Below are 22,350 nucleotides of genomic sequence, written 5' to 3' on the forward strand. Positions count from 1 at the left end.
TGACTGGCTCGGTGGAACGGGGGCGGACGACATGGGCGTCGGGCAGCGGGCCGGGGTGTTCTGGCGCTGGTGGACCGCCGGCACGACCAGCCAGGTCGGGTCGGCGGTCGGCGCCGTGGCGCTGCCGCTGACCGCGCTCACCGTGCTGGACGCCAGCGCGTTCGAGATGGGCCTGATCGCGGCGGCCAGCTACGTGGCCTGGCTGGTGATCGGCCTGCCGGCCGGGGTCGTCGTGCAGCGGCTGCCGCTGCGCGGCGCGCAGATCGGCGCCGACCTGGCCCGCGCCGCGGCCGTCGCGTCCATCCCGCTCGCCTGGTGGTGGGGCCACCTGACGGTCGCCCACCTGGTGGTCACCGCGCTGGTGATCAGCTTCGCCAACGTGCTCTTCGACGTGGCCAACATGACCTTCCTGCCCAGCATCGTCGACCGGGAGCAGTTGCACGGCCGCAACAGCCTGACCTCGGCCACCCACGCGGCCACCCAGCTCAGCGGGCCGTCGCTGGGCGGGCTCGCGGTGCAGGCGCTGGGCGCGGTGCCGACCCTGCTGGTGGACGCCGCGAGCTACCTCTGCTCGGCCGCGCTGCTGCGCACCCTGCCCGCGCGCCGGGCGGAGGCGCCGGACCGGTGGCCGCCGATGGGCGAACTGATCCGGCAGGGCTGGCGCTTCGTCGCGCGCCACCCGGTGATGGGCCCGAGCATGTGGGCCGCCACCGCGATGAACCTGGTCTGCGGCGCGCAGTTCGCGCTCTACCCGCTCTACCTGGTGCGCGAGCTGCACGCCCCGGCCGCCCTGGTCGGCGTGCTGCTCGCCGTCGAGGGCGCCGGCGCGCTGGTCGGGGCGACGCTCACCCCGTGGATCACCGCCCGGCTCGGCACCGCCCGGGCACTGGTCGTCGCCGCCCTGGTCACCGTCGGCGGGGCGGTCCTGGTCCCGGTGGGCAGCGGCTGGCCGGCGTACGCGGCCTTCGCGGCGGGCAACGTGGTCTTCTCGGTCGGGACGGTGGTGCTCAGCGTGACCACCCGGACCTACCGGCAGATCGCCAGCCCGCCCGAGCTGCTGGCCCGGGTGATGGCCACGGTCCGGTTCGTCTCCTGGGGCGCCATCCCGGTCGGCGGGCTGCTCGCCGGCGCGCTGGCCGGCCTGGTCGGCGCGCGGGCCACGCTGCTGGTCTTCGCGGCCGCGGCGGCCTGGGCCCCGCTCGCCCTGCTGCTCTCCCCCGTCCGCCGGCTGCGCGACCTCACCGACCACGACCGGGAGACCGGCGACCAACCCGCCGTCGCGGTGCCGGCCGGCCGCTGACCCACCGGCGGCGCGACATCAACCCGGTCACGCGTTCAGCCGGCATCCCGGTTCCGGCGTACCGGCGCCGGAGCCCCGATAGCCTGGGGTCGGGCGCCCGGAGCGGGCGCCGACGGACGGAAGGATCGATGCCGGTGGCAGCCAGGGACGCGGACCGCGCCGCGGCGCGCCGCCGCCGGCTGCTCTGGTCCGGGGTCCTCGCACTGGTCGGCCTGCTGCTGCTGGTGGTCGGCCTGACCATCGCCGACGGCGCCACCGCCTGGATCGAGGTGACCGCCGCGATCCTGCTGCTGCTGGTCAGCTACGCCCTGCAGCACGTGGCCCGCCGGGAGACCGTCTACCGCGCCGACGACCGGCGCTGACCCGGGCGGGCCGTCCCCCCGATCGTCGGTGGGCTGTGCCAGGCTGTCGGCGTGGCACAGCAACCCCCGATCCTGCTCGTCGACTCGCCCAGCCTCTACTTCCGGGCCTACTTCGGCATCCCCGAGTCCGCCGCCCGCGCCGAGGACGGCAGCCCGGTCAACGCGGTGCGCGGCTTCCTTGACATGCTGGCGACCCTGATCCGCACCCGCCGCCCCGACCGGATGGTCTGCGCGCTCGACCACGACTGGCGGCCCGACTGGCGGGTGGCGCTCCTGCCGTCGTACAAGGCGCACCGGCTCGCCCCGGAGGGCGGCGAGGTGATGCCGGACACCCTCACCCCGCAGGTGCCGGTGATCCTCGACGTGCTCGACGCCATCGGCATCACCACGGTCGGCGCGGCCGGCTACGAGGCCGACGACGTGCTCGGCACGCTCTCGGTCACCCAGCCCGCCCCGGTCGAGGTGGTCTCCGGCGACCGCGACCTGTTCCAGCTGGTCGACGACGCCCGCCCGGTGCGGCTGCTCTACGTCGGGCGCGGGGTGGCCAAGCTGGAGGACTGCGACGACGCCGCGGTGCGGACCCGCTACGGGGTGCCGGCCGACCGGTACGCCGACTTCGCCGCGCTGCGTGGCGACCCCAGCGACGGGCTGCCCGGTGTGCCCGGCGTCGGCGAGAAGACCGCCGCCCGGCTGGTCACCCGCTACGGCGACATCGCCGGCATCCTGGCCGCCCTGGACGACCCGGATTCCGGGTTCGCCCCCGGCCTGCGCGGCAAGCTCGCCGCCGCCCGGGACTACCTGGCCGTGGCGCCGAAGGTGGTCAAGGTCGCCCTCGACGTGCCGCTGCCCGACCTGCCCACCGAGCTGCCGAGCGCGCCGGCCGACCCGGACCGCCTGCTGGAGCTGGCCCAGCGGTGGAACCTCGCCGGCTCCGCCCGCCGGCTGGTCGACGCCCTCGCCGGCCGTTCCTGACCCCCGGCGGCCCGGTCACCGCCCCTCGGGGGCATGGGTGTCGGGCGGGCCGGAGACCGCCGTGCCGGCGGCCTGGTGTTGACCGAGGCCGGCCTCCCGACTCGAACGCCCCCGCCGGTCAGGCGGCGGCGTGGTACGCCAGCACACCCCGGTTGACCGCGCCGATCGCCTGCCGGGCGGTGGACCGCAGCTCGGCCGAGGCGCCGCCGGAGTCGGCGAGCTGGCCGAGCAGGTCGACCACCTGCCGGGCCCACCGGACGAAGTCGCCGGCCGGCATCTCCCCGTCGATCTCGTGGCCGCTGGCCAGCACCTTGGCCAGCGCCTCGCCCCGGGCCCAGCGGTAGATCGGCCAGGCGAAGCCCAGGTCGGGCTCGCGGGTCACCGCCAGCCCCCGGGACGCCTCGTCGGCCTCGATCTCGCTCCACAGCTTCAGGGTCGCGTCCACCGCCTCGGACACCCCGCCGCGCGGCAGCGAGGCCCGCTCGTCCACGTCGCGGCGCGCCTCGAAGACCACCACGGAGACCGCGGCGGCCAGCTCGGCCGGGGAGAGCCCGTCCCACACCCCGCGCCGCAGGCACTCCGCGACCAGCAGGTCCGCCTCGGTCCAGATCCGGCCGAGCATCCGCCCGGCGTCGGTGACCGCGCCGTCCGGCGCCAGGTAGCCGCGCGCGGTCAGCAGCGCGACGATCCGGTCGAAGGTCCGCGCCAGCGAGCCGGTCCGCCCGGCCACCCGCTGCCGCAGCTCCTCGGTGTCGCGCTCCAGCCGGCGCCGCCGCTCCGCCCAGCGGGCGTGCTCCTCCCGGTCCGGGCAGGCGTGGCAGGGGTGGCGGCGCAGCTCGGCGCGGAGCTGGCTGAGCCGGTGGTCCTCGCCGACCGCCTGGCGGGACCGGCCGCGGCGGCCGCCGTGCCGGTCCAGCCCGGTGCCGCTGACCTCGGCGGCGAGATCCCGCCGGGCGGCCGGGGAACGGTGGTTGAAGTGCTTCGGCACCCGGATCCGGGCCAGCACCTCGGCCGGGGTGGTGAAGTCGCCGGGGCTGACCCGGCCGGCCCACCGGTCCTGGGTGAGCACCAGCGGGCGGGGCTCGCCGAACCCGCCGGTCGCCGGGTCCAGCACCACCGCCAGCCCGGCCCGCCGGCCCGACGGCACCCGGATCACGTCACCCACCCGCAGCCGCTCCAGCGACGCCACCGCGGCCGCCTTGCGCTGGCTCTGCCCCTGCCGGGCGAGCGCCCGCTCCCGGTCGGCGATGGCCACCCGCAGCGCGAAGTACTCGTCGAAGTCGCCGTGGTGGCAGGCGGCGTCGGCGCCGTACGCCTCGATGGTCTCGGTGTTGCGCTGCACCTGCCGGGCCAGGCCGACCACCGACCGGTCGGCCTGGAACTGGGCGAACGACGACTCCAGCAGCGCCCGGGCCGGCTCCGCGCCGACCGTGCCGACCAGGTTGACCGCCATGTTGTACGAGGGTCGGAAGCTGGACCGCAGCGGGTAGGTGCGGGTGGAGGCGAGGCCGGCCACGTGCCGCGGGTCGGTCTCCGGGGACCACACCACCACGGCGTGCCCCTCGACGTCGATGCCGCGCCGGCCGGCCCGGCCGGTGAGCTGGGTGTACTCGCCCGGGGTCAGGTCGACGTGCGCCTCGCCGTTGTACTTGACCAGCCGCTCCAGCACCACGCAGCGGGCCGGCATGTTGATGCCCAGCGCCAGCGTCTCGGTGGCGAAGACCGCCTTGACCAGGCCGCGGACGAACAGCTCCTCGACGACCTCCTTGAACGCCGGCAGCATGCCCGCGTGGTGCGCGGCCAGCCCGCGCTCCAGGCCGTCGAGCCACTCCCAGTAGCCCAGCACCGACAGGTCCTCGCCGGGGATCGCGGTGACCCGGGACTCCACCACTCGGCGGATCTCCGCCCGCTCCTCGGGCGAGGTGAGCCGCAGCCCGGCGGCGAGGCACTGCTGCACCGCGGCGTCGCAGCCGGCCCGGCTGAAGATGAACAGGATCGCCGGCAGCAGGCCCTCCCGGTCCAGCCGGTCGACGATGTCCGGGCGCATCGGGCCGCGCCAGCGCGGCCCGCGCCGCCCGCCGCCGGGGCCGGCGCTGCGCCCCTCGCCCAGTTCCAGCCGGCGCATGGTGTCCCGGGTGTAGCGCAGCAGCTCCGGGTGCACGTCGTGCTTGCGGGCCGCGTCGGCGTCGTGGAACAGGTCGAACATCCGCTTGCCGACCAGCATGTGCTGCCACAGCGGCACCGGCCGGTGCTCGCTGACCACCACCGCCGTCTCGCCGCGTACGGTGACCAGCCAGTCGGCGAACTCCTCGGCGTTGGAGACGGTCGCCGAGAGCGAGACCAGGGTCACCGAGGCGGGCAGGTGGATGATCACCTCTTCCCAGACGCCGCCGCGGAACCGGTCGGCGAGGTAGTGCACCTCGTCCATCACCACGTACGCCAGCCCCTCCAGGGTGGCCGAGCCGGCGTAGAGCATGTTGCGCAGCACCTCGGTGGTCATCACCACCACCGGCGCGTCGCCGTTGATCGCGTTGTCCCCGGTGAGCAGGCCGACCTGCTCGGCGCCGTAGCGGTCCACCAGGTCGTGGTACTTCTGGTTGGACAACGCCTTGATCGGCGTGGTGTAGAAGCACTTGCGCCGGGTCCCCTCGGCGGGCTGCCCGGGGGTGCCGCGCAGCGCCAGGTGCACGGCGAACTCCCCCACCACCGTCTTGCCGGCGCCGGTGGGCGCGCAGACCAGCACCCCGCTGCCCCGCTCCAACGCCTGACACGCCTCGCGCTGGAAGTCGTCGAGATCGAACCCCAGGTCAAGGGCGAACTCGTCCAGCGCCGGGAATTGGGAGGCCTGCGCGGCCCGGCGGCGCGCCGCGGCGTACCGCTCGGCGGGGCTCGACATGGCACCAAGATTAATGCGTGCCGGCGGCCGACACCGGACAAGGCCGCCCGATCGGGGCCGCCGGAGCCGGTCGGTAGGGTGCAGCACGTGCCGGACCATGCCGAACCGCCCCAGACACCCGCCCCGGGCAGCGCCGCCGCCGGTCCCAGGGCGTCCCGCCGGCCCGTGAAGGCGGTCCTGTTCGACTTCCACGGCACCCTGGCCCAGGTCGAGGAGGCCCGCGAGTGGGTGCTGGCCGCCGCCGCGACCTGCGGGGTGACCCTGGACCGGGCCCGGGCCACCGCGCTGGCCGACCGGCTGCTCACCGCCGGCCGGGCGGGTGGCCCACTGCCGGCCCGGGTGCCGCCCCGGCTGGCCGAGCTCTGGGCCGACCGCGACCTCTACCCGCACGCCCACCGGGGCGCGTACATCGGGCTCGCCGAGACGGTGGACGCCGGCATCGACGGCTTCGCCGAGGCGCTCTACGAGCGGCTGCTGGTGCCCGACGGCTGGGTGCCCTACCCGGATGCCCGGCCCACGCTCAGCGCGCTGCGCGAGGCGGGGGTACGGGTCGCCGTGGTGAGCAACATCGGCTTCGACATCCGGCCGCACTTCGCCGCCTGGGGGCTGGCCGACCTGGTCGACGCGTTCGTGCTGTCGTACGAGGTGGGGCGCTGCAAGCCCGACCCGGCGATCTTCTGGCGCGCCTGCGGGATGCTCGGTGTCGACCCGGAGCAGACGCTGATGGTCGGCGACACCCCGGCCGACGCGGGTGCGGTGGCGGCCGGCTGCGCCGTGCTGGTGCTCCCGGCCGCCGAGGCCGGCCGGGATAACGGCCTGGGCGCCGTGCTCGACCTGGCCCTGCCCGGCTGACCCACCCCGGCGGCCGCGGACGCCGCCGCGGCCGCCGCCAGCGCCCCCACCCGGGTCGGCCCACGGCAACGCTCCGCACGCCGGCTCAACCCGCGCCCGCAGGCCGGAGGCCAGCTCAGCCCCCGGCAGCGGCCGGCGCGCCGGCTCAACCCGCGCCCGCAGGCCGCGCGCCGGCTCAGCCCCCGGCAGCGGCCCGCGCGCCGCTCACCCTCCGGCGGTTGCTCGCACGCCAGCTCAGCCGCGGACCGTGTCGCGGGCCAGCGCGACCAGGTCGGCGACGGCCGGGTGGCCGGGCGGTTCGCGCCAGGCCAGCAGCACGGTGACCGGGGGCGCGTCGGTCAACGGCAGGTACGCCACCGCCGGGTTGGGATACATCGCCGCGGTCGCGGCGGTGGTGACCCCGACGGCCCGGCCGGCGCTGATCGCCGCCAGCCAGTCGTCGGTGTTGGCCACCGGCACCACCGTGGCCGGCGCCCGGCCGGCCGGCCACAGCTCCAGGGTGGTGGTGCCGGTCGCGGCGTTCACCGCGATCGGCTGGCCGACCAGGTCGGCCAGGGTGAGCGCGGCCCGGCCGGCGAGCGGGCTGTCGGCCGGCACGGTGGCCAGCCGCGGCTCGTCGAGCAGCCGCTCGGTGCGGATCCCGGGCAGCTCCACCGGCTGGCGCAGCACGGCCACGTCGACCCGGCCCCGGGCCAGCCCGGCGGTGCGCTCGTCGATGCGCAGCAGCTCCAGCGGGGTGTGCGGGTGCTGCCGCCGCCAGCGGCGCAGCAGGGTCACCGTGTGCCCGCCCAGCGCCGACCAGGCGTGGCCCAGCCGGATCGGCCGGCCGCCCAGGTGGGCGGGGTCGAGCACGTCGTCGACAGCGGCCACCGCCGCCGCGGCGCGGTCGCGCAGCGCCCGGCCGGCGGGAGTGAGCGCCAGGTGGTGCGTGGACCGGTCGGCGAGGCGTACCCCGAGATGGGTCTCCAACTGCCGCAGCGTGCGGGAGAGCGCGGGCTGGGTGAGCCGCAGCCGGGCGGCCGCCCGGGTGATGCTGCCCTCCTCGGCGATGGCCAGGAAGGCCCGCAGGTGGCGCAGCTCCACGGTCATGACCGCCAAGCATAAGCGCGGGCGAACCGGCATTTCCGCGCGGCGCGGCGGCCTCCTAGCGTGGACAGACGTGACCGACACGCTGCGCTCCGGCCCGCCCGCTCCCGCCGCCGGGGCGGCGCCCCCGCGCGGCGACCTGCGGGCGGTGGGGCTGGTGCTCGGCGGGGCGCTGTCGGTGCAGTTCGGCTCGGCGGTGGCCGCCCTGCTCTTCCCGCGCTCCGGGGTGGCCGGCGCGGTGACGCTGCGGCTGACCGTGGGCGCGGTGCTGCTGCTGGCCGTGTGCCGGCCCCGGCTGCGCGGCTACCGGCCCGGCGACTGGGCGGCCGCCGCCGCGTTCGGGGTGGCGCTGGCTGGCATGAACTCGCTGTTCTACCAGGCCATCGAGCGCATCCCGCTGGGCCCGGCGGTGACCCTGGAGGTGCTCGGCCCGCTGACCCTGTCCGTGCTGGCCGCCCGCCGGCTGGCCAGTTGGTGCTGGGCGGGGCTCGCCGCGGCCGGGGTGGCCCTGCTCGGGCAGGGCGGCTTCGACCGGCTCAACCCGGTCGGCGCCGGTTTGGCGCTCGCCGCCGGCGCGATGTGGGCGGCGTACATCGTCTTCAGCGCCCGGGTCGGGCAGCGCTTCCCGGGCGCCGACGGCCTGGCCCTGGCGCTCGCCGTCGCCGCGCTGCTCACCCTGCCGGCCGGGCTGCTCGGGTCGGGGACGGCGCTGCTGGACCCGACGGTGCTGGCGCTGGGCGCGACGGTGGCCGTGCTCTCCTCGGTGCTGCCGTACACCCTCGAACTGCTCGCCCTGCGCCGGCTGCCCACGCACACCTTCGCGGTGCTGATGAGCCTCGGGCCGGCCATCGCCGCGCTCGCCGGCTGGCTGGTGCTGGACCAGGCGCTCAGCCTGCCCGAGGTGCTGGCGATCGGGCTGGTGATCGCGGCCAGCATCGGCGCGGTGCGGGTCAGCGCAGCAGCCGCAGCGCCGCCGGCGCAGCCGTGACGGTGACCGGCAGGTCCAGCAGCCGCTCGCCGTCGGCGTACGTGGTGATGCCCTCGGCGGCCAGTTCCACCTCCCGCACCCGGTAGCTGCGCACCAGCGGATGCCGCACGTGGGTGCCCTGGTAGATGCTCGGCTTCACGCGCATCAGGGTGAGCCGGTCGAACCGCCCGCCGACCACCACGTCGAGCAGCCCGTCGGTGAGGTCCGCGTCCGGGCAGATCCGCATGCCGCCGCCGTAGCTGGGCGCGTTGCCGACCGCCACCAGCACCGCGTCGACCTCCTGCGGCTCGCCGTCGAGGCGCAGCGTGTAGCGGCGCGGCCGCAGCCGGGCCAGTTCCACCAGGATCGCCAGGTCGTACCGGCGCGGGCCGCGCGGCCAGCGCATCCGGTTGGCCCGCTCGTTGACGATCGCGTCGAAGCCGGCCGCCAGCACCGCTCCGTACCAGCGCCGGGTGCCGTCGGCGCCGGTCAGCCGGGCCAGGTCGACCGGGCGGGTGCGGCCGGCGCGCAGCGCCTCGGCGATCACCTCGGCGGCGGCGAGCGGGTCGGCCGGGAAGCCGGTGTCCACCGCGAAGTCGTTGCCGGTGCCGGCCGGCACCGCACCGAACGGGATGGCCGTCCCGGCGACCGCCTGCACCGCCCGGTGCACGGTGCCGTCGCCGCCCACCGCGACCAGGGCGGCCACCCCGTCGGCGACGGCGGCGTGGCAGGCCGCCTCGGCCTGGTCGGCGCTGCGCGCCTCGAGCAGCCGCAGCGGCCGGCCGGCGGCGGCGAGCCGGTCCAGCAGCCCGGGCAGCAGTGCCCGGTGCCGCCCCCGGCCGGCGGTCGGGTTGGCCAGTACGGCGACGGGACCGTCGGGGGCGACGGAGGGGTGATCGTCAGCGGTCACGGCGAGCACCGTACCGCCACCGGCAACGCCACCGACCTCGGCCGGCAGGCCGTCACCGGCTGTCCGGACGGCGTCACCGCGCCACGCTTAACGGTCCGGCCACCGGGGACACGCCGGCATGCCCGACGAGCGTCCCGGCCGGTTCCCGGCGCCCGCGCGGCCGGAGCCGGAGGTCGAGGAGGCCTTCGGCCGGATCGTCGAGGAGGGGACCGTACGGCTGGCCCGGCCGTGGCCGTCCCTGGTCGTCACGGGCCTGCTCGGTGGCGTGGACGTGGGCACCGGCGTGCTGGCGTACCTGCTGGTCGAGCGGGCCACCGGGGAGCCGCTGCTGGCCGGCGTGGCGTTCAGCGTCGGCTTCGCCGCACTGCTGCTGGCCCGCAGCGAACTGTTCACCGAGAACTTCCTGGTGCCGGTGACCGCGGTGGCCGCCCGGCACGGGCGCCCGCGCGCCCTGCTCCGGCTCTGGTCCGTCGCGCTCGCCGGCAACCTGCTCGGCGGCTGGCTGATCGCCTGGCTGATCACCCACGCCTACGCGGAGCTGCGGGAGACCGCGATCGCCACCGGCACCCACTACGCGCAGCTCGGCGTCAACCTGCGCTCGTTCGCGCTCGCGGTGCTGGCCGGCATGGTGATCACCCTGATGACCCGGATGCAGCACGCCACGGAGAACCTCGGCGTCCGGCTGGTCGCGGCACTGCTGTTCGGCGCCCTGCTCGCCGGGGGGCGGCTCTTCCACAGCGTGCTCGACTCGATCTTCATGTTCGTCGCGCTCACCACGGGCGGGGCGCCCTTCGGCTACCTGGACTGGCTCGGCGCGCTCGCCTGGTCGGCGTTCGGCAACATGGTGGGCGGTGTGGGCCTGGTCGCGTTCCTGCGGATGCCCCGGGTGTCGCACCGGTTGGCGCGGGAGCGGGCCCGCCCCCGGTGACCACGGGCTGAGACGGCGGAAGCCGCCCATCGGGGGCGGCTTCCGCCGGGGTCGCGACGCGGTGTCACGTCATGTCGTCGTAGCGGCGGTCGATCGGGGTCGGCGCGGCGATCGGCTCCGGGGCGGCGATCGGCGCGGCGGCGTCGACCCGCTCCCCCGCCTCCACCGGCTCCCGGTCGAACTCCAGCGGCGACACCTCGTCGTCGGCGAGGCCGGCGTAGACCTCCTTGCCGCGTCCCCGGCGCCGGTCGTTGAGGAACGCGACGCCGACGGCGGCGAAGTAGAGCGCGCAGAGGCAGATCGCCAGGGCGGTCATCCCGAACGGGTCCGGGGTGGGGGTGACCACCGCGGAGAAGGCGAAGAAGACGAAGACCGCCACCCGCCACCAGCCCAGCAGCCGCTTCGCGCTGGCGATGCCGACGAAGTTGAGCATCAGCACCAGCAGCGGGAACTCGAACGCCACCCCGAAGAGCAGGATGAGGTTGGTGATGAACGAGACGTAGCGGGTGATGTCCAGGGTGGTGTTGATCTCGCTGCCGGAGATGTCCAGCAGGAACTCCAGGCCCTTCGAGGTGACGAAGTAGGCCAGCACCGCGCCGGCGGCGAACAGCGGCGCCGCCAGCCCGGTGAAGACGTACGCGTAGCGCCGCTCGTGCCGGTGCAGGCCCGGCGCGATGAAGGCCCAGAGCTGGTAGAGCCAGATCGGCGCGGCGAGGATCAGCCCGACCCAGAGCCCGATCTTCAGGTTGAGCAGGAACAGGTCGGCCGGCCCGAGCTGGACGAAGTCGCAGGCGCCGTTGGTCGTCTGCGCCTGCGGCAGGTCGCAGTACGGCCGCTTGAGCACGTTCAGCACCGGGCCGGCGAGCCAGATGCCGAAGCCGAAGCCGACCAGGATCGCCAGCGACGCCTTGAACAGGCGGTTGCGCAGCTCGCGGACGTGCTCGATCAGGGTCATCGAGCCGTCGGCGGCCCGCTGGAAGTTGCTCGGACCGCGCTTACGGAGACCGAAGGCCACGGTGGCGGGCCCTTCGGTCAGTTGTCGCGGACGCGGTGCACCGGGTCAACGACCGGCTGCTGCGGCGGGGCCTGGTAGGGCGCCTGCTGCGGGGCCTGCTGCCCGGCGTGCGGCGGCAGCGGCTGGTAGCCGGCCTGCGCGTCGGCCTTCTCGGCCAGGTCGCGGTCGTCGTCGTGCAGGCTCTTCGTCTCGGCCTTGATGATCCGCAGCGAGCGGCCCAGCGAACGGGCCGCGTCGGGGAGCCGCTTCGCGCCGAAGAGCAGGATCAGCACGACCACGAGTACGGCGATGTGCCACGGCTTGAGGGCACCCATGGGAAGCTCCAGTCGCTCTGTGTGTCTGGCAAGGGGTGTGTCGCAGCCCATCGTACGTGCGCCGAAGGCCGTTGCCACCCGCCGGGCGGTGGTGGTTCGGCCCGGCCGGTGAAGTCTTGACCAACCCCGAGTGTCCCGTCAACCGCCCGCGCCCGATCGTTCCTGCGCGCAATCCGGCCGGACCGCGCAGGGACGACAACGACGGTCGATCAGTCGCCGCGCTTCGCCTTGATCAGTTCCAGCCGCCGCTGGGCGGTGTCGAGCTGCTCCTGGAGCGTCTCGGCGCGCTGCTGGAGGCTCTCCGCGCTGTCCCGCAGCGCCTCCGCCTCGGTCGCCCGCCGTTGCAGGGCCAGCGCCGCACGGCGCAACCGGGGCAGCCGGGCCAGCACCGTCCGGACGGCCAGCGCGAACCCGACGAGCGCGACCAGCACCACCGCGAGCACGATCCACGTCACCACGGCGGTCAGCCTACTGGGCGCCCGCCGTCATCGCCGGATCGGTGGACGGCGCCGCGGCCGTGTCGGGTCCGCCCGCCGGTTGCGCGGGCGCGGGGCCGGGGACCGGCGAGGCGTACGCGTCGAGCGCCGCCGCGGCCGCCGCGCGCACCTGTTCGGCCAGCTCGACCGGGGCGACCACGGTCACCTCCGGGCCGAGGCCGAGCACGAACCGGCGGGCCCAGGCCAGGTCGGTCACCCGCAGCGAGACCAGCCACTGGTCGCCGTCGCCGGCCGCCACCGACTCGCACGGGTAGTACTCGGTGATCCACCGCTCGCTCCGGCCGACCCGCAGGGTGATCAGCGGCAGGTCCGGCGAGGGGCGGAACACCCCGTCGCTGAGGTCGTGCGGGCGGGCCTGCGGCGGCACCACGGCCGGCTCGTCCAGCTCGGTGACCGCGTCGATCCGGTCGGAGCGGAACAGCCGCACCGCCTCGGCCCGGCGGCACCACGCCTCCACGTACGCCCGCCCGCCGACCATCAGCATCCGCAGCGGGTCGACCACCCGTTCGGTGGTCTCGTCCCGGGCGGCCGTGTAGTAGGTGATCCGCAGCGCCCGGCCGCTCTCCACGGCGGCCCGCAGCTCCTGCACCCGGCGGGTGTCGGCGGGCAGCCGGACCTCGACCGGCGCGGTCACCAGGTCACCCGCCGCGTCCTCGATCTTGGCCAGCGCCCGTTCCACCGCCTCCCGGTTGGCCACCCCCGGCGTCTCGGCGAGCATCCGCAGCGCCACCACCAGGGCGAGCGCCTCGTCCGGGGTGAGCCGCAGCGGCCGGTCGATGCCGGCGTCGTAGGTGATGGTGACCCGGTCGCCGTCGAAGGCCATGTCGATCAGGTCGCCGGGCCCGTAGCCGGGCAGCCCGCACACCCAGAGCAGTTCCAGGTCCTCGCGCAGCTGCCGCTCGGTGACGCCCAGGTCGCCGGCCGCCTCGGCGATCTCGATGCCGGGGCGGGCCAGCAGGTAGGGCACCAGGTTGAGCAGCCGGGCGAGCCGGTCGGCGGAGGCCCGGCCGCCCTTGGCCGCCGGGCGGGTCATCGGGCCCCTCCGGTGGCGGCCAGGTCCTCGTGCCGGGTGGCGATCTCCTTGAGCCGCTGGATGACCGCCTCGCGCACCTCCGGCGGGTCGAGCACCCGGACGTCCGGGCCGTAGCCGACCAGCTGGCCGGCGAGCGAGTCCGGGTCGGCGTACGGCAGCACCAGCCGGTCGGCGGCGCCGCCCGGGGTGACGCTCACCGCCCAGCGGCGCAGCCCCGCGGCGCGGCCGGGGGTGACCAGCACGGTGGCCCGGCCGGCCCGCTCCACCGGGCCCGACCAGCGGGCCACGTGGCTGATCAGGTCGACCCCGGCCGGCGGCTGGTAGCCGCCCGGCTGGCCGGTGACCCGGACCGCGCCGACCACCCGGGAGAGCCGGAAGCAGCGGGTGGCCGCCCGGTCCAGGTCGTGCCCGACCACGTACCACCGGCCGCGCCAGCAGACCACGCCCCACGGCTGGAGGCGGCGCCGGCTCGGCGCGTCCCGATCGGGCACCCGGTAGTCGAAGCTGACCTCGCGGCGGTCCCGGGCGGCGGCGGTGAGCGGCGCGAACGCCGGATCGACCGTGACCATCGGCTCCAGGCCCAGGGTGGCCTGCGGGTCCACGTCGACGCCGGCGGCGCGCAGCTTGGCCAGCCCGGAGGAGGCGGCGGCGGCCAGGCCGGCGTGCTGCCAGAGCCGGGCGGCGATGCCCACCGCGGCGGCCTCGTCCGGTTCGAGGGGGATGTCGGGCAGGGCGTACTCCCGGCGGGCGATCCGGTAGCCGGGCTCGGCGTCGAAGACGCTCGCCGTCCCGGTCTCCAGCGGCACGCCCAGCTCCCGCAGTTCGGCCTTGTCCCGCTCGAACTTGCGCTGGAACGCCTCGTGGTCGCGGGCGTCGTCCGGGTCGTGCTCGTAGCCGGGCACGGTCGCGGCGATCTGCGCGGCGGTCAGGAACCGTCGCGTGGACAGCAGGCAGATCACCAGGTTGACCAGGCGCTCGGTGCGGGTCCGCGACACGCGGTAACGCTAGCAGCCCGCGCGCCGGGAACGCGCACCCACGCGCCGGGGACGCCGGCGGCACCCGCCGCGTCGCCCGGCGGGAGGTCGCCGGCGGCCATAGGGTGACCTGGTGACCGCGCCGACCGTCCGGACCGAGAGCGTCGGCACGGTGGTCGTCGCCGGGGCCGCCAACCTCGCCATCGCGGTGGCGAAGCTGGTCGCCGGGCTGATCTCCGGTTCGGCGGCGATGCTCTCCGAGGCGGTCCACTCGGTCGCCGACACCACCACCGAGGTGCTGCTCTACCTGGCGCTGCGCCGGGGCGCGCGGCCGGCGGACGCCCGGCGCCCGTTCGGCTACGGCAAGGAGAGCTACGTCTGGGCGTTCCTGGCCGCGCTGTTCACGTTCGTCGCCGGGGCCGGCTTCGCCGTCACCCACGGCGTCACCACCATCCTCGTGCACGAGCACAGCGGCGACTACCTGGTCTCGTACGTGGTGCTGGCGGTCTCGTTCGTGATCGAGTCGGTCTCCCTGGCCCGGGCCGCCCGCCAGGTCCGCGGCGAGTCCCGGCGCTGGCGCACCACCCCGCGGCGCTACCTGCGGCTGACCGCGGACACCACGGTGAAGGCGGTCTTCCTGGAGGACAGCGCCGCCCTGATCGGGCTGGTGCTGGCCGCCGCCGGGGTGGCGCTGTCCGAGCTGACCGGCGACGAACTCTACGACGGGATCGCCTCGATCCTGATCGGCGTGCTGCTCCTGGTGGTCGCCGTGACGCTGGCGCTGCGCAACCTGTCGCTGCTGGTGGGGCGGTCGGTGCCGGACCGGCTGCGCCGGGAGATCGAACGCGAGCTGGCCGACCTGCCCGCGGTGCGGCGGATCGACACCCTGCTGACCATGCAGATCGGCCCGGCCGACATCCTGGTCGCCGCCAAGGTCGACTTCGACGACGTGGCCACCGGCGGGCAGATCGAGGCCGCCGCCGACGCCGCGGAGCGCCGGCTGACCGGCCGCTGGCCGGAGATCCGGTACGTCTTCCTCGACCCGACCCCGGCCGCCGCGCGCGGCAACCGACCCGACCGGTACGACCCCGGCCGGCCACCGGCCGGCACCGGGCCCGACTGACGCCACCGTCCGGCGACGGCCCTGGGGGCAGCGGGCCGCACCGGCCAGCCTGACGGCAGCGGACGGCACCGGGCCCGCCTGGCGGCATCGGGGTGGCGGCGGCCGGCACGACCGCCGGCGCCCGGACGCCGGCGGAACGGCTGCCCGCCCCGCGCCGACCCACCGGGCGTCACGCCGGCGGTCCCCCGCCCCGGTCGCCGCCACCCGCCCCCGATACGGTGCCGGGCATGGTGCGATGGCGGTCCGGAACGGTGACGGCGCTGCGGCGGCAGTGGGCCGGGGCGGTCGAACTCGACGTCGCCCTGCCGGACGGCGGCACCATGCGGGCGCTGGCCTACCCCGAGCTCGTCGGCCGGCCGGAACCCGGCGACCGGGTGCTGCTCAACGCCGGCGCGCTGCTGATGGGGCTCGGCACCGGCGGTTACGCCCTGGTGGTGGCGCTGCCGGACCGGCTACCGCCGGACCCGCCGCAGGCGCTGGACAGCCGCGACGCCGGCCACCTGGTCAAGGCCCGCTACACCCCGTTGCAGCCGATTCTGCTCGGCGTGGACGAGGAGGCGTCACCGCACCGGGCGGTGCTCGCGGCCGCCGAGGACGTCGCCGGCCTGCCCGTGGTCACCGCCGACCTGCACTCGGCGCTGCCGGCGATCCTGGCCGGGATCCGCGCCGACGTCCCCGGCGCGCGGGTGGCCTACCTGCTCACCGACGGCGGGGCGCTGCCCGCCTGGTTCTCCCGCACCCTCGCCGGGCTGCGCGACGAACTGGTCGGCACGATCACCGTCGGGCAGGCGTTCGGCGGCGACCTGGAGGCGGCCACCCTGCACAGCGGACTGCTCGCCGCCCGGCACGTGCTCCACGCCGACCTGGCGATCGTCGCCCAGGGGCCGGGCAACCTGGGCACCGGCACCCGCTGGGGCTTCTCCGGGGTGGCCGTCGGCGAGGCGGTCAACGCGATCGCCGCGCTGGGCGGGCGGCCCGTCGGGTCGCTGCGCATCTCCGCCGCCGACCCGCGTCCCCGGCACCGCGGCGTGTCGCACCACAGCCTCACCGCGTACGGCCGGGTGGCGCTGGCCGCCGCCGAGCTGGTGGTGCCCGACGGCCTCGACCCGGCGCTGGCCGCCGAGGTCGACGCGACCCTGGACCCGCTGGCGGCGCGGCACCGGATCGTCCGGGTGCCCACCGACGGGCTGGACGCCGCGCTGCGCGCCACCGCTGTGCCACTGTCCACCATGGGCCGTGGCCTGGACGCCGACCACGCCTACTTCCTGGCCGCCGCCGCGGCCGGCCGGCACGCCGCCCGCCTCGCGGGCTGAGCCGCTCCGCCGCGCCGTCCGGCGGTGCCGCTACCGGACGACCGGCCGCTTGTCCCGGGGCAGCGCCTCGATCAGCTCCCGGGGCAGGTTCAGGGTGTCCGCGACCACCTGGTGCGGGGTGTTCGCCATCCACTGGGCCAGCGAGATGTCGGCGAACCGCGGCTTGCGGAACATCTCCAGGAACACCAGCGGCTCGCTGCCCCGGTTCTCGATGTAGTGCCCGTAGGCGAACGGCACGTAGCCCACGTCGCCGGCCCGGAAGTCGAAGGTGCGGGCCGCGCCGGTGCCGGCGAACACCCCCATCCGGCCCCGCCCGGAGATGTAGTACTGCCACTCGTCGTCGGTGGGATGCCAGTGCAGCTCCCGCAGCCCGCCCGGATCGACCTCCACCAGCGCGGCGCAGATGGTGGTGGCGGCCGGGAAGTTCGACACGTCGGCGATGCGCACCGAGCCGCCCGGGAAGCGGTGCGGCTGCTGGGCCAGCATCCGGTGGCTGAACGTGCTCGGCACGTCCCCGGTCGGGCTGATTACCCGGTCCCGCTCCAGCGGCGGCGGCACCTGGCCGGCGAAGATGTACCTCTCCCGCTCGGGCAGGTTCGCCAGCTGCTCCGGCGCCCAGCCGAAGTTCTTCGCCAGCACGTCGCGCGGGGTGTGCGCGAAGAAGTCGCTGATCAGGAAGGTGCCGTTCTCCGAGAACGCGCCGTCGTCGAAGACCAGCAGGAACTCCACCCCCTCGTCGAGGGCCTGGATGTGGTGCGGCACCCCCTGCGGGAAGAACCACAGGTCCCCGGCGCGGACGTCGTCGAGGAAGGTACGGCCCTCCTGGTCGACCGCGCTGATCCGGCAGCTGCCCCGCAGCACGTACGCCCACTCGGACTGCTTGTGCCAGTGCAGCTCCCGGTAGGCGCCCGGTTCCAGCCGCATGTCCACGCCGCTGAGTTCGGTGGCGATCGGCAGCTCACGCTGGGTGACCTCGCGGGTCCAGCCGCCCCGCTCGATCCGGTTGTGCGCGTCGGAGAAGGAGAAGCGCAGGTTCGGCACGGTCCCCGCGTCGGTCGGCGGCGGGGTCAGCAGGTCCGGGTTCTCCCGGTCCCGCAGGACGTCCCGCGGCCCGGGGTCGTCGCCACCCCGTATCCCCCGCTGCGGTTGTGGCAGCCGTTCCTCGCCCATGCGTCCGCCTCTCCCGGGTCGGCCGGTCCGCGCCGCGCCCGGCGGGCGCCGCGGGCCGCGTGGCCGCAGCCCCGGTCCCGGGCCGCCACGTCGGCGGCCCCCGGGTACCCGTCGACTGGACCCGGCCGGGCCAACCAGTGGCCCGCCGGGGTCAGCGGAAGCGGCGCGGGCCGGGCCGGTCAGGCGAGGAAGATCAGGCCGAGCCAGGCACCGACGATCACCACCAGCGCGACCGCGAGCACCCAGGTCGGCACCGTGTACTCACCGCGGCGGTTGCGCTCGATCTCGGCGCGGATCTTCTCGCGGCGGCGCTCGATGAAGTTCGGCCGCTGCCGGTCGCCGCCGGAAGGTTCGGAAGTCGTCATGGCGCGGTCAGCCTACCCGGCCGCCCGGCCCCGGACGGTACCGCCGTGGGGGCCGGGCGGCGCGCCGTCACATGCTGGCGATCAGCCGCTCCACCCGCTCGTCGTACGCCCGGAACGGGTCCTTGCAGAGCACTGTGCGCTGCGCCTGGTCGTTGAGCTTCAGGTGCACCCAGTCGACGGTGAAGTCGCGCCGCTTCTCCTGGGCGTGCCGGATGAACTCGCCGCGCAGCCGGGCCCGGGTGGTCTGCGGCGGGGTCTCCTTGGCCTCGAAGATCTCCGGGTCGGTGGCCACCCGGTCCACCTCGCCGCGCCGCTCCAGCAGCCCGTAGAGGCCGCGGCCACGGCGCAGGTCGTGGTAGGCGAGGTCCATCTGCGCCACCCGGGGGTGCGACAGCGGCAGGTCGTGCTTGCGCTGGTAGCGCTCGATCAGGCGCAGCTTGGTCACCCAGTCGATCTCCCGGGCCACCGGCTCCAGGTCGCCGGTCTCCACCGCGCGCAGCACCCGGCCCCACAGCTCCACCACCCGCTTGGCGGTCTGGTCGCCGCCGCGCCGCTCGACGAACTCGGTCGCCTTGGCCAGGTACTCCTGCTGGATCTCCAGCGCGCTCACCTCCTTGCCGGAGGCGAGGCGCACCTTGCGCCGGCCGGTGATGTCGTGCGACACCTCGCGGATCGCCCGGATCGGGTTCTCCAGGGTGAGGTCGCGCATCACCACGCCGGCCTCGATCATCCGCAGCACGATGTCGGCGGTGCCGACCTTCAGCAGCGTGGTGACCTCGTTCATGTTGGAGTCGCCGACGATGACGTGCAGCCGGCGGTAGCGCTCCGCGTCGGCGTGCGGCTCGTCCCGGGTGTTGATGATCGGCCGGCTGCGGGTGGTCGCCGAGGAGACGCCCTCCCAGATGTGCTCGGCGCGCTGGGACAGGCAGTAGACCGCGCCGCGCGGGGTCTGCAGCACCTTGCCCGCGCCGCAGATCAGCTGCCGGGTGACCAGGAACGGGATCAGCACGTCGGCCAGCCGGCCGAACTCGCCGTGCCGGGAGACCAGGTAGTTCTCGTGGCAGCCGTACGAGTTGCCGGCCGAGTCGGTGTTGTTCTTGAACAGGTAGATCTCACCCGCGATGCCCTCGTCGTGCAGCCGCTTCTCCGCGTCGACGAGCAGCCCCTCCAGGATCCGCTCGCCGGCCCGGTCGTGGGCGACCAGGTCGACCACCGAGTCGCACTCCGGGGTGGCGTACTCGGGGTGCGAGCCGACGTCGAGGTAGAGCCGGGCGCCGTTGCGCAGGAACACGTTGCTCGACCGGCCCCAGGACACCACCCGGCGGAAGAGGTACCGGGCGACCTCGTCAGGGGAGAGCCGCCGCTGCCCCCGATAGGTGCAGGTGACGCCGTACTCGGTCTCGAGGCCGAAGATTCGCCGCTCCATGATGAGACATTAGCCGCCCGGAGGGCCCGTTCGTCACTGTCACACCACAGGTCGTCATCCGCGGGGCGGTCAATTCCCGGCCGATTGCGGCATACCGTCCGGCCCCAGGCTCGCCACGTACGACCGGCAGGTCGCGTGCTCGGGCAGCAGGCCGGTCTCGCGCGCCCGCGCCAGGCTGGGCGCGGCGGCGTCGCGGGCCGACAGTTGCGGCTCCTCGACCGGCCACTCGATGCCCAGCTCCGGGTCCAGCGGGTGCACCGCGTGCTCCCCGGTCGGGTTGTAGGTGGTGGAGCAGAGGTAGCTCAGCGTCGCGTCGTCGGTCAGCGCGCAGAACCCGTGCCCCAGCCCTTCGCTCAGGTAGACCGCGCGGCGGTCCACCTCGTCCAGCCGGACGCCCTCCCAGCGGCCGAACGTGGGCGAGCCGACCCGCAGGTCGACCACCACGTCGAGCACCGCGCCGCGTACGCAGGTGACGTACTTGGCCTGGCCGGGCGGCACGTCGGCGAAGTGGATGCCGCGCACCACGCCCCGGGCCGAGACCGACAGGTTGCCCTGGGCCAGCCGCAGCGGATGCCCCACCGCCTCGGCGAGCCGGTCGAACCGGTACCACTCCATGAACAGCCCGCGCGGGTCGCCGTGCTGCTGCGGGGTGATCTCCCAGGCGCCCTCGATGCCCAACGGCCGGATCTTCACCGGGCCAGCCTTTCGTTCGCGACTGCGGGGCTCGCAAGCTCGCTCCTCGCGCTCACCGGGGCACCGCCTGGCCGTCCCGCTCGGCCAGCAGCCCGAGCAGGTAGTCGCCGTAGCCGCTCTTGGTCAGCGGCTCGGCCAGCTCGCGCAGCTGCGCGTCGTCGATCAGGCCGGCCCGCCAGGCCACCTCCTCGACGCAGCCGATCTTCATGCCCTGCCGCTCCTCGATCACCCGGACGAACTCGGCGGCCTGCATCATCGACGTGAAGGTGCCGGTGTCCAGCCACGCGGTGCCCCGGTCCAGCACGGTCACCGACAGCTCGCCGGTCTCCCGGTACGCCTCGTTGACCGCGGTGATCTCCAACTCGCCGCGGGCGCTCGGGGTGAGCTTGCGGGCGATGTCGACCACGCGGTTGTCGTAGAAGTACAGCCCCGGCACCGCGTACCGGGACTTGGGCCGGGCCGGCTTCTCCTCGATCGAGAGCACCGTGCCGCCCTCGTCGAACTCGACCACCCCGTACGCCTCCGGGTTGGCCACCGGGTAGGCGAAGACCCGCCCGCCGACCAGGTCGCCGTGCGCGGCCAGCTGCCGGCCCAGGCCCACGCCGTGGAAGATGTTGTCGCCCAGGATCAGCGCCACCGCCTCGTCGCCGATGAAGTCCGCGCCGAGCACGAACGCCTGGGCGATGCCCTCCGGGCGGGCCTGGACGACGTACTCCAGCCGCAACCCCCACTGGCTGCCGTCGCCCAGCAGCCGCTGGAACTGGCTCTGGTCCTCCGGCGTGGTGATCACCAGGATCTCCCGGACGCCGGACATCACCAGCGTGGAGAGCGGGTAGTAGACCATCGGCTTGTCGAAGACCGGCATCAGCTGCTTGGACACCGCCCGGGTGATCGGCCAGAGCCGGGATCCGGTGCCACCGGCGAGTAGGATTCCGCGCACCGGGGGAGCCTACCGGGACCGGGCCGAACCGGACAGCCGGGTCCGCGTCCCCCGGCCCCGCCGTCACGTCGCGTACACTTCCGGACCCGTGAGGATCCTCGTCACCGGCGGAGCCGGATTCATCGGGTCGGAGTACGTCCGCATGCTGCTGGGCGTGCCCCTCGGCAGCGCCACGGGTGTGCCCGCGATCGAACCTGCCGCCGTGACCGTGCTCGACAAGCTGACCTACTCGGGCAACCTGGCCAACCTGGCGCCGGTGCGCGAGGACCCCCGGTTCCGCTTCGTGCAGGGCGACATCTGCGACCCGGCCCTGGTCGAGCAGGTGGTGCCGGGTCACGACGTGATCGTGCACTTCGCCGCCGAATCGCACGTCGACCGCTCGATCGCCGGCGCCGCGCCGTTCGTCACCACCAACGTGCTCGGCACCCAGACCCTGCTCGACGCCGCGCTGCGCCACGGCACCGGCCGGTTCGTGCACGTCTCCACCGACGAGGTGTACGGCTCGATCGACGAGGGGTCCTGGACGGAGACCTGGCCGCTGGCGCCGAACTCGCCGTACTCGGCCTCCAAGGCCGGCTCCGACCTGCTCGCCCTGGCCTACCACCGCACCCACGGGATGGACGTGGTGGTCACCCGCTGCTCCAACAACTACGGGCCCTACCAGTTCCCGGAGAAGGTCATCCCGCTCTTCGTCACCAACCTGCTCGACGGCGGGACCGTGCCGCTCTACGGCGACGGCGGCAACGTGCGCGACTGGCTGCACGTGCACGACCACTGCCGGGGCATCGCGCTGGTGCAGCAGAAGGGCCGCGCCGGTGAGGTCTACAACATCGGCGGCGGCACCGAGCTGACCAACAAGGAGCTCACCGGCCGGCTGCTGGAGGCCTGCGGGGCCGGCTGGGACCGGGTCGTCCCGGTCGCCGACCGCAAGGGCCACGACCGCCGCTACTCGCTGGACATCACCAAGATCAGCGAGGAGCTGGGGTACGCCCCCAGCATCGACCTGGACCGTGGGCTCGCCGACACCGTGCGCTGGTACCGCGAGAACCGGGCCTGGTGGGAGCCGCTGAAGTCCGCCCCGGCCGCATGAGCGAGCGTCAGCGAGCGAATCGTCACCGCCGCGCCACGGTGTCTCGTGGCGGCACTGCTCACACTCCGACCCCCGGCCGAGGCCGTGTCGATGCTGCGGCATCCACCGACGCGTCCGGGGCTCG

General features: G+C 75.2%; 22 protein-coding genes. 9 read left to right on the plus strand and 13 right to left on the minus strand.

Annotated features, from left to right (window positions below; all coding sequences use genetic code 11):
• Nucleotides 1-31 precede the first annotated feature (31 nt).
• The 3 genes from Q3W71_RS29325 to Q3W71_RS29335 all read left to right on the plus strand — a co-directional run bounded on the left by Q3W71_RS29325 (nucleotide 32) and on the right by Q3W71_RS29335 (nucleotide 2,634).
• On the plus strand, nucleotides 32-1,300 hold the full coding sequence (locus Q3W71_RS29325) for an MFS transporter (protein WP_302922704.1): 1,269 nt from the start codon (nucleotides 32-34) through the stop codon (nucleotides 1,298-1,300).
• Between the two features lie 128 nt (nucleotides 1,301-1,428).
• Nucleotides 1,429-1,662, plus strand: a complete 234-nt coding sequence (locus Q3W71_RS29330; RefSeq protein ID WP_302922705.1) for a hypothetical protein — start codon at nucleotides 1,429-1,431, stop codon at nucleotides 1,660-1,662.
• Between the two features lie 51 nt (nucleotides 1,663-1,713).
• Nucleotides 1,714-2,634, plus strand: coding sequence for a 5'-3' exonuclease H3TH domain-containing protein (locus tag Q3W71_RS29335; RefSeq protein ID WP_368051333.1), 921 nt, complete (start codon nucleotides 1,714-1,716; stop codon nucleotides 2,632-2,634).
• 118 nt (nucleotides 2,635-2,752) lie between these two features.
• Here Q3W71_RS29335 and Q3W71_RS29340 read toward each other — a convergent pair whose 3' ends face one another.
• On the minus strand, nucleotides 2,753-5,530 hold the full coding sequence (locus tag Q3W71_RS29340; RefSeq protein ID WP_302922706.1) for an RNA helicase: 2,778 nt from the start codon (nucleotides 5,528-5,530) through the stop codon (nucleotides 2,753-2,755).
• A gap of 87 nt (nucleotides 5,531-5,617) precedes the next feature.
• On the opposite strand from Q3W71_RS29340, the gene Q3W71_RS29345 reads away from it, so the two are divergent.
• Entirely contained in the window at nucleotides 5,618-6,382 is a 765-nt protein-coding gene (locus Q3W71_RS29345; RefSeq protein ID WP_302922707.1) for an HAD family hydrolase, read from the plus strand.
• A gap of 234 nt (nucleotides 6,383-6,616) precedes the next feature.
• Here the strand turns inward: Q3W71_RS29345 and Q3W71_RS29350 are convergent, their stop codons facing one another.
• Entirely contained in the window at nucleotides 6,617-7,471 is an 855-nt protein-coding gene (locus tag Q3W71_RS29350; protein ID WP_302922708.1) for a LysR family transcriptional regulator, read from the minus strand.
• Nucleotides 7,472-7,607: 136 nt separating this feature from the next.
• On the opposite strand from Q3W71_RS29350, the gene Q3W71_RS29355 reads away from it, so the two are divergent.
• Nucleotides 7,608-8,456: a DMT family transporter gene (locus tag Q3W71_RS29355; protein ID WP_302922809.1), complete on the plus strand. Its 849-nt coding sequence runs from the start codon at nucleotides 7,608-7,610 to the stop codon at nucleotides 8,454-8,456.
• Here the strand turns inward: Q3W71_RS29355 and Q3W71_RS29360 are convergent.
• Nucleotides 8,419-9,354 (minus strand): diacylglycerol kinase family protein, encoded by a 936-nt coding sequence (locus tag Q3W71_RS29360; RefSeq protein WP_302922709.1) that lies wholly within the window; start codon nucleotides 9,352-9,354, stop codon nucleotides 8,419-8,421. The two genes, Q3W71_RS29355 and Q3W71_RS29360, sit on opposite strands and share 38 nt — an antisense overlap.
• A 109-nt stretch (nucleotides 9,355-9,463) precedes the next feature.
• On the opposite strand from Q3W71_RS29360, the gene Q3W71_RS29365 reads away from it, so the two are divergent.
• The gene (locus Q3W71_RS29365) at nucleotides 9,464-10,273 is read left to right on the plus strand and encodes a formate/nitrite transporter family protein (RefSeq protein ID WP_302922710.1); all 810 of its coding nucleotides are present in this window, start codon (nucleotides 9,464-9,466) and stop codon (nucleotides 10,271-10,273) included.
• Between the two features lie 64 nt (nucleotides 10,274-10,337).
• Here Q3W71_RS29365 and tatC read toward each other — a convergent pair whose 3' ends face one another.
• The 5 genes from tatC to Q3W71_RS29390 form a co-directional block, all read right to left on the minus strand.
• Nucleotides 10,338-11,288, minus strand: a complete 951-nt coding sequence (tatC, locus tag Q3W71_RS29370) for a twin-arginine translocase subunit TatC (protein ID WP_302922711.1) — start codon at nucleotides 11,286-11,288, stop codon at nucleotides 10,338-10,340.
• Nucleotides 11,289-11,305: 17 nt separating this feature from the next.
• The gene (gene tatA / locus Q3W71_RS29375) at nucleotides 11,306-11,602 is read right to left on the minus strand and encodes a Sec-independent protein translocase subunit TatA (protein ID WP_302922712.1); all 297 of its coding nucleotides are present in this window, start codon (nucleotides 11,600-11,602) and stop codon (nucleotides 11,306-11,308) included.
• 209 nt (nucleotides 11,603-11,811) lie between these two features.
• Nucleotides 11,812-12,060 carry a DUF5320 domain-containing protein gene (locus tag Q3W71_RS29380; protein ID WP_302922713.1) on the minus strand — a complete coding sequence of 83 codons (249 nt, stop codon included), beginning with the start codon at nucleotides 12,058-12,060 and terminating at the stop codon, nucleotides 11,812-11,814.
• A 10-nt stretch (nucleotides 12,061-12,070) separates the two neighbouring features.
• Nucleotides 12,071-13,132, minus strand: a complete 1,062-nt coding sequence (locus Q3W71_RS29385) for a YafY family protein (protein ID WP_302922714.1) — start codon at nucleotides 13,130-13,132, stop codon at nucleotides 12,071-12,073.
• Entirely contained in the window at nucleotides 13,129-14,127 is a 999-nt protein-coding gene (locus Q3W71_RS29390; RefSeq protein WP_302922715.1) for a YafY family protein, read from the minus strand. The genes Q3W71_RS29385 and Q3W71_RS29390 overlap by 4 nt, the downstream gene beginning before the upstream one ends.
• Nucleotides 14,128-14,239: 112 nt before the next feature.
• Here Q3W71_RS29390 and Q3W71_RS29395 point away from each other — a divergent pair, with 112 nt between their 5' ends.
• A complete protein-coding gene (locus tag Q3W71_RS29395) occupies nucleotides 14,240-15,229 on the plus strand; it encodes a cation diffusion facilitator family transporter (protein WP_302922716.1) in 990 nt (329 codons plus the stop codon).
• A 227-nt stretch (nucleotides 15,230-15,456) separates the two neighbouring features.
• The gene (locus Q3W71_RS29400) at nucleotides 15,457-16,542 is read left to right on the plus strand and encodes a DUF3866 family protein (protein WP_302922717.1); all 1,086 of its coding nucleotides are present in this window, start codon (nucleotides 15,457-15,459) and stop codon (nucleotides 16,540-16,542) included.
• Between the two features lie 30 nt (nucleotides 16,543-16,572).
• On the opposite strand, the gene Q3W71_RS29405 is transcribed toward Q3W71_RS29400, so the two are convergent.
• The 5 genes from Q3W71_RS29405 to rfbA form a co-directional block, all read right to left on the minus strand.
• The gene (locus tag Q3W71_RS29405; RefSeq protein ID WP_302922718.1) at nucleotides 16,573-17,712 is read right to left on the minus strand and encodes an oxalate decarboxylase family bicupin; all 1,140 of its coding nucleotides are present in this window, start codon (nucleotides 17,710-17,712) and stop codon (nucleotides 16,573-16,575) included.
• Between the two features lie 179 nt (nucleotides 17,713-17,891).
• Nucleotides 17,892-18,077, minus strand: a complete 186-nt coding sequence (locus tag Q3W71_RS29410; RefSeq protein ID WP_302922719.1) for a hypothetical protein — start codon at nucleotides 18,075-18,077, stop codon at nucleotides 17,892-17,894.
• Between the two features lie 67 nt (nucleotides 18,078-18,144).
• Nucleotides 18,145-19,503: a Pup--protein ligase gene (pafA, locus tag Q3W71_RS29415; protein WP_088993761.1), complete on the minus strand. Its 1,359-nt coding sequence runs from the start codon at nucleotides 19,501-19,503 to the stop codon at nucleotides 18,145-18,147.
• A gap of 69 nt (nucleotides 19,504-19,572) precedes the next feature.
• Nucleotides 19,573-20,196, minus strand: a complete 624-nt coding sequence (locus Q3W71_RS29420) for a dTDP-4-dehydrorhamnose 3,5-epimerase family protein (RefSeq protein ID WP_302922720.1) — start codon at nucleotides 20,194-20,196, stop codon at nucleotides 19,573-19,575.
• A gap of 52 nt (nucleotides 20,197-20,248) precedes the next feature.
• Nucleotides 20,249-21,136, minus strand: a complete 888-nt coding sequence (rfbA, locus tag Q3W71_RS29425; protein WP_302922721.1) for a glucose-1-phosphate thymidylyltransferase RfbA — start codon at nucleotides 21,134-21,136, stop codon at nucleotides 20,249-20,251.
• An 88-nt stretch (nucleotides 21,137-21,224) separates the two neighbouring features.
• On the opposite strand from rfbA, the gene rfbB reads away from it, so the two are divergent.
• Nucleotides 21,225-22,226, plus strand: coding sequence for a dTDP-glucose 4,6-dehydratase (gene rfbB / locus Q3W71_RS29430; protein WP_302922722.1), 1,002 nt, complete (start codon nucleotides 21,225-21,227; stop codon nucleotides 22,224-22,226).
• The last annotated feature ends 124 nt before the right edge of the window (nucleotides 22,227-22,350 follow it).

The sequence above is a fragment of the Micromonospora sp. C28SCA-DRY-2 genome (genome assembly GCF_030519475.1).
Taxonomy (GTDB): domain Bacteria; phylum Actinomycetota; class Actinomycetes; order Mycobacteriales; family Micromonosporaceae; genus Micromonospora.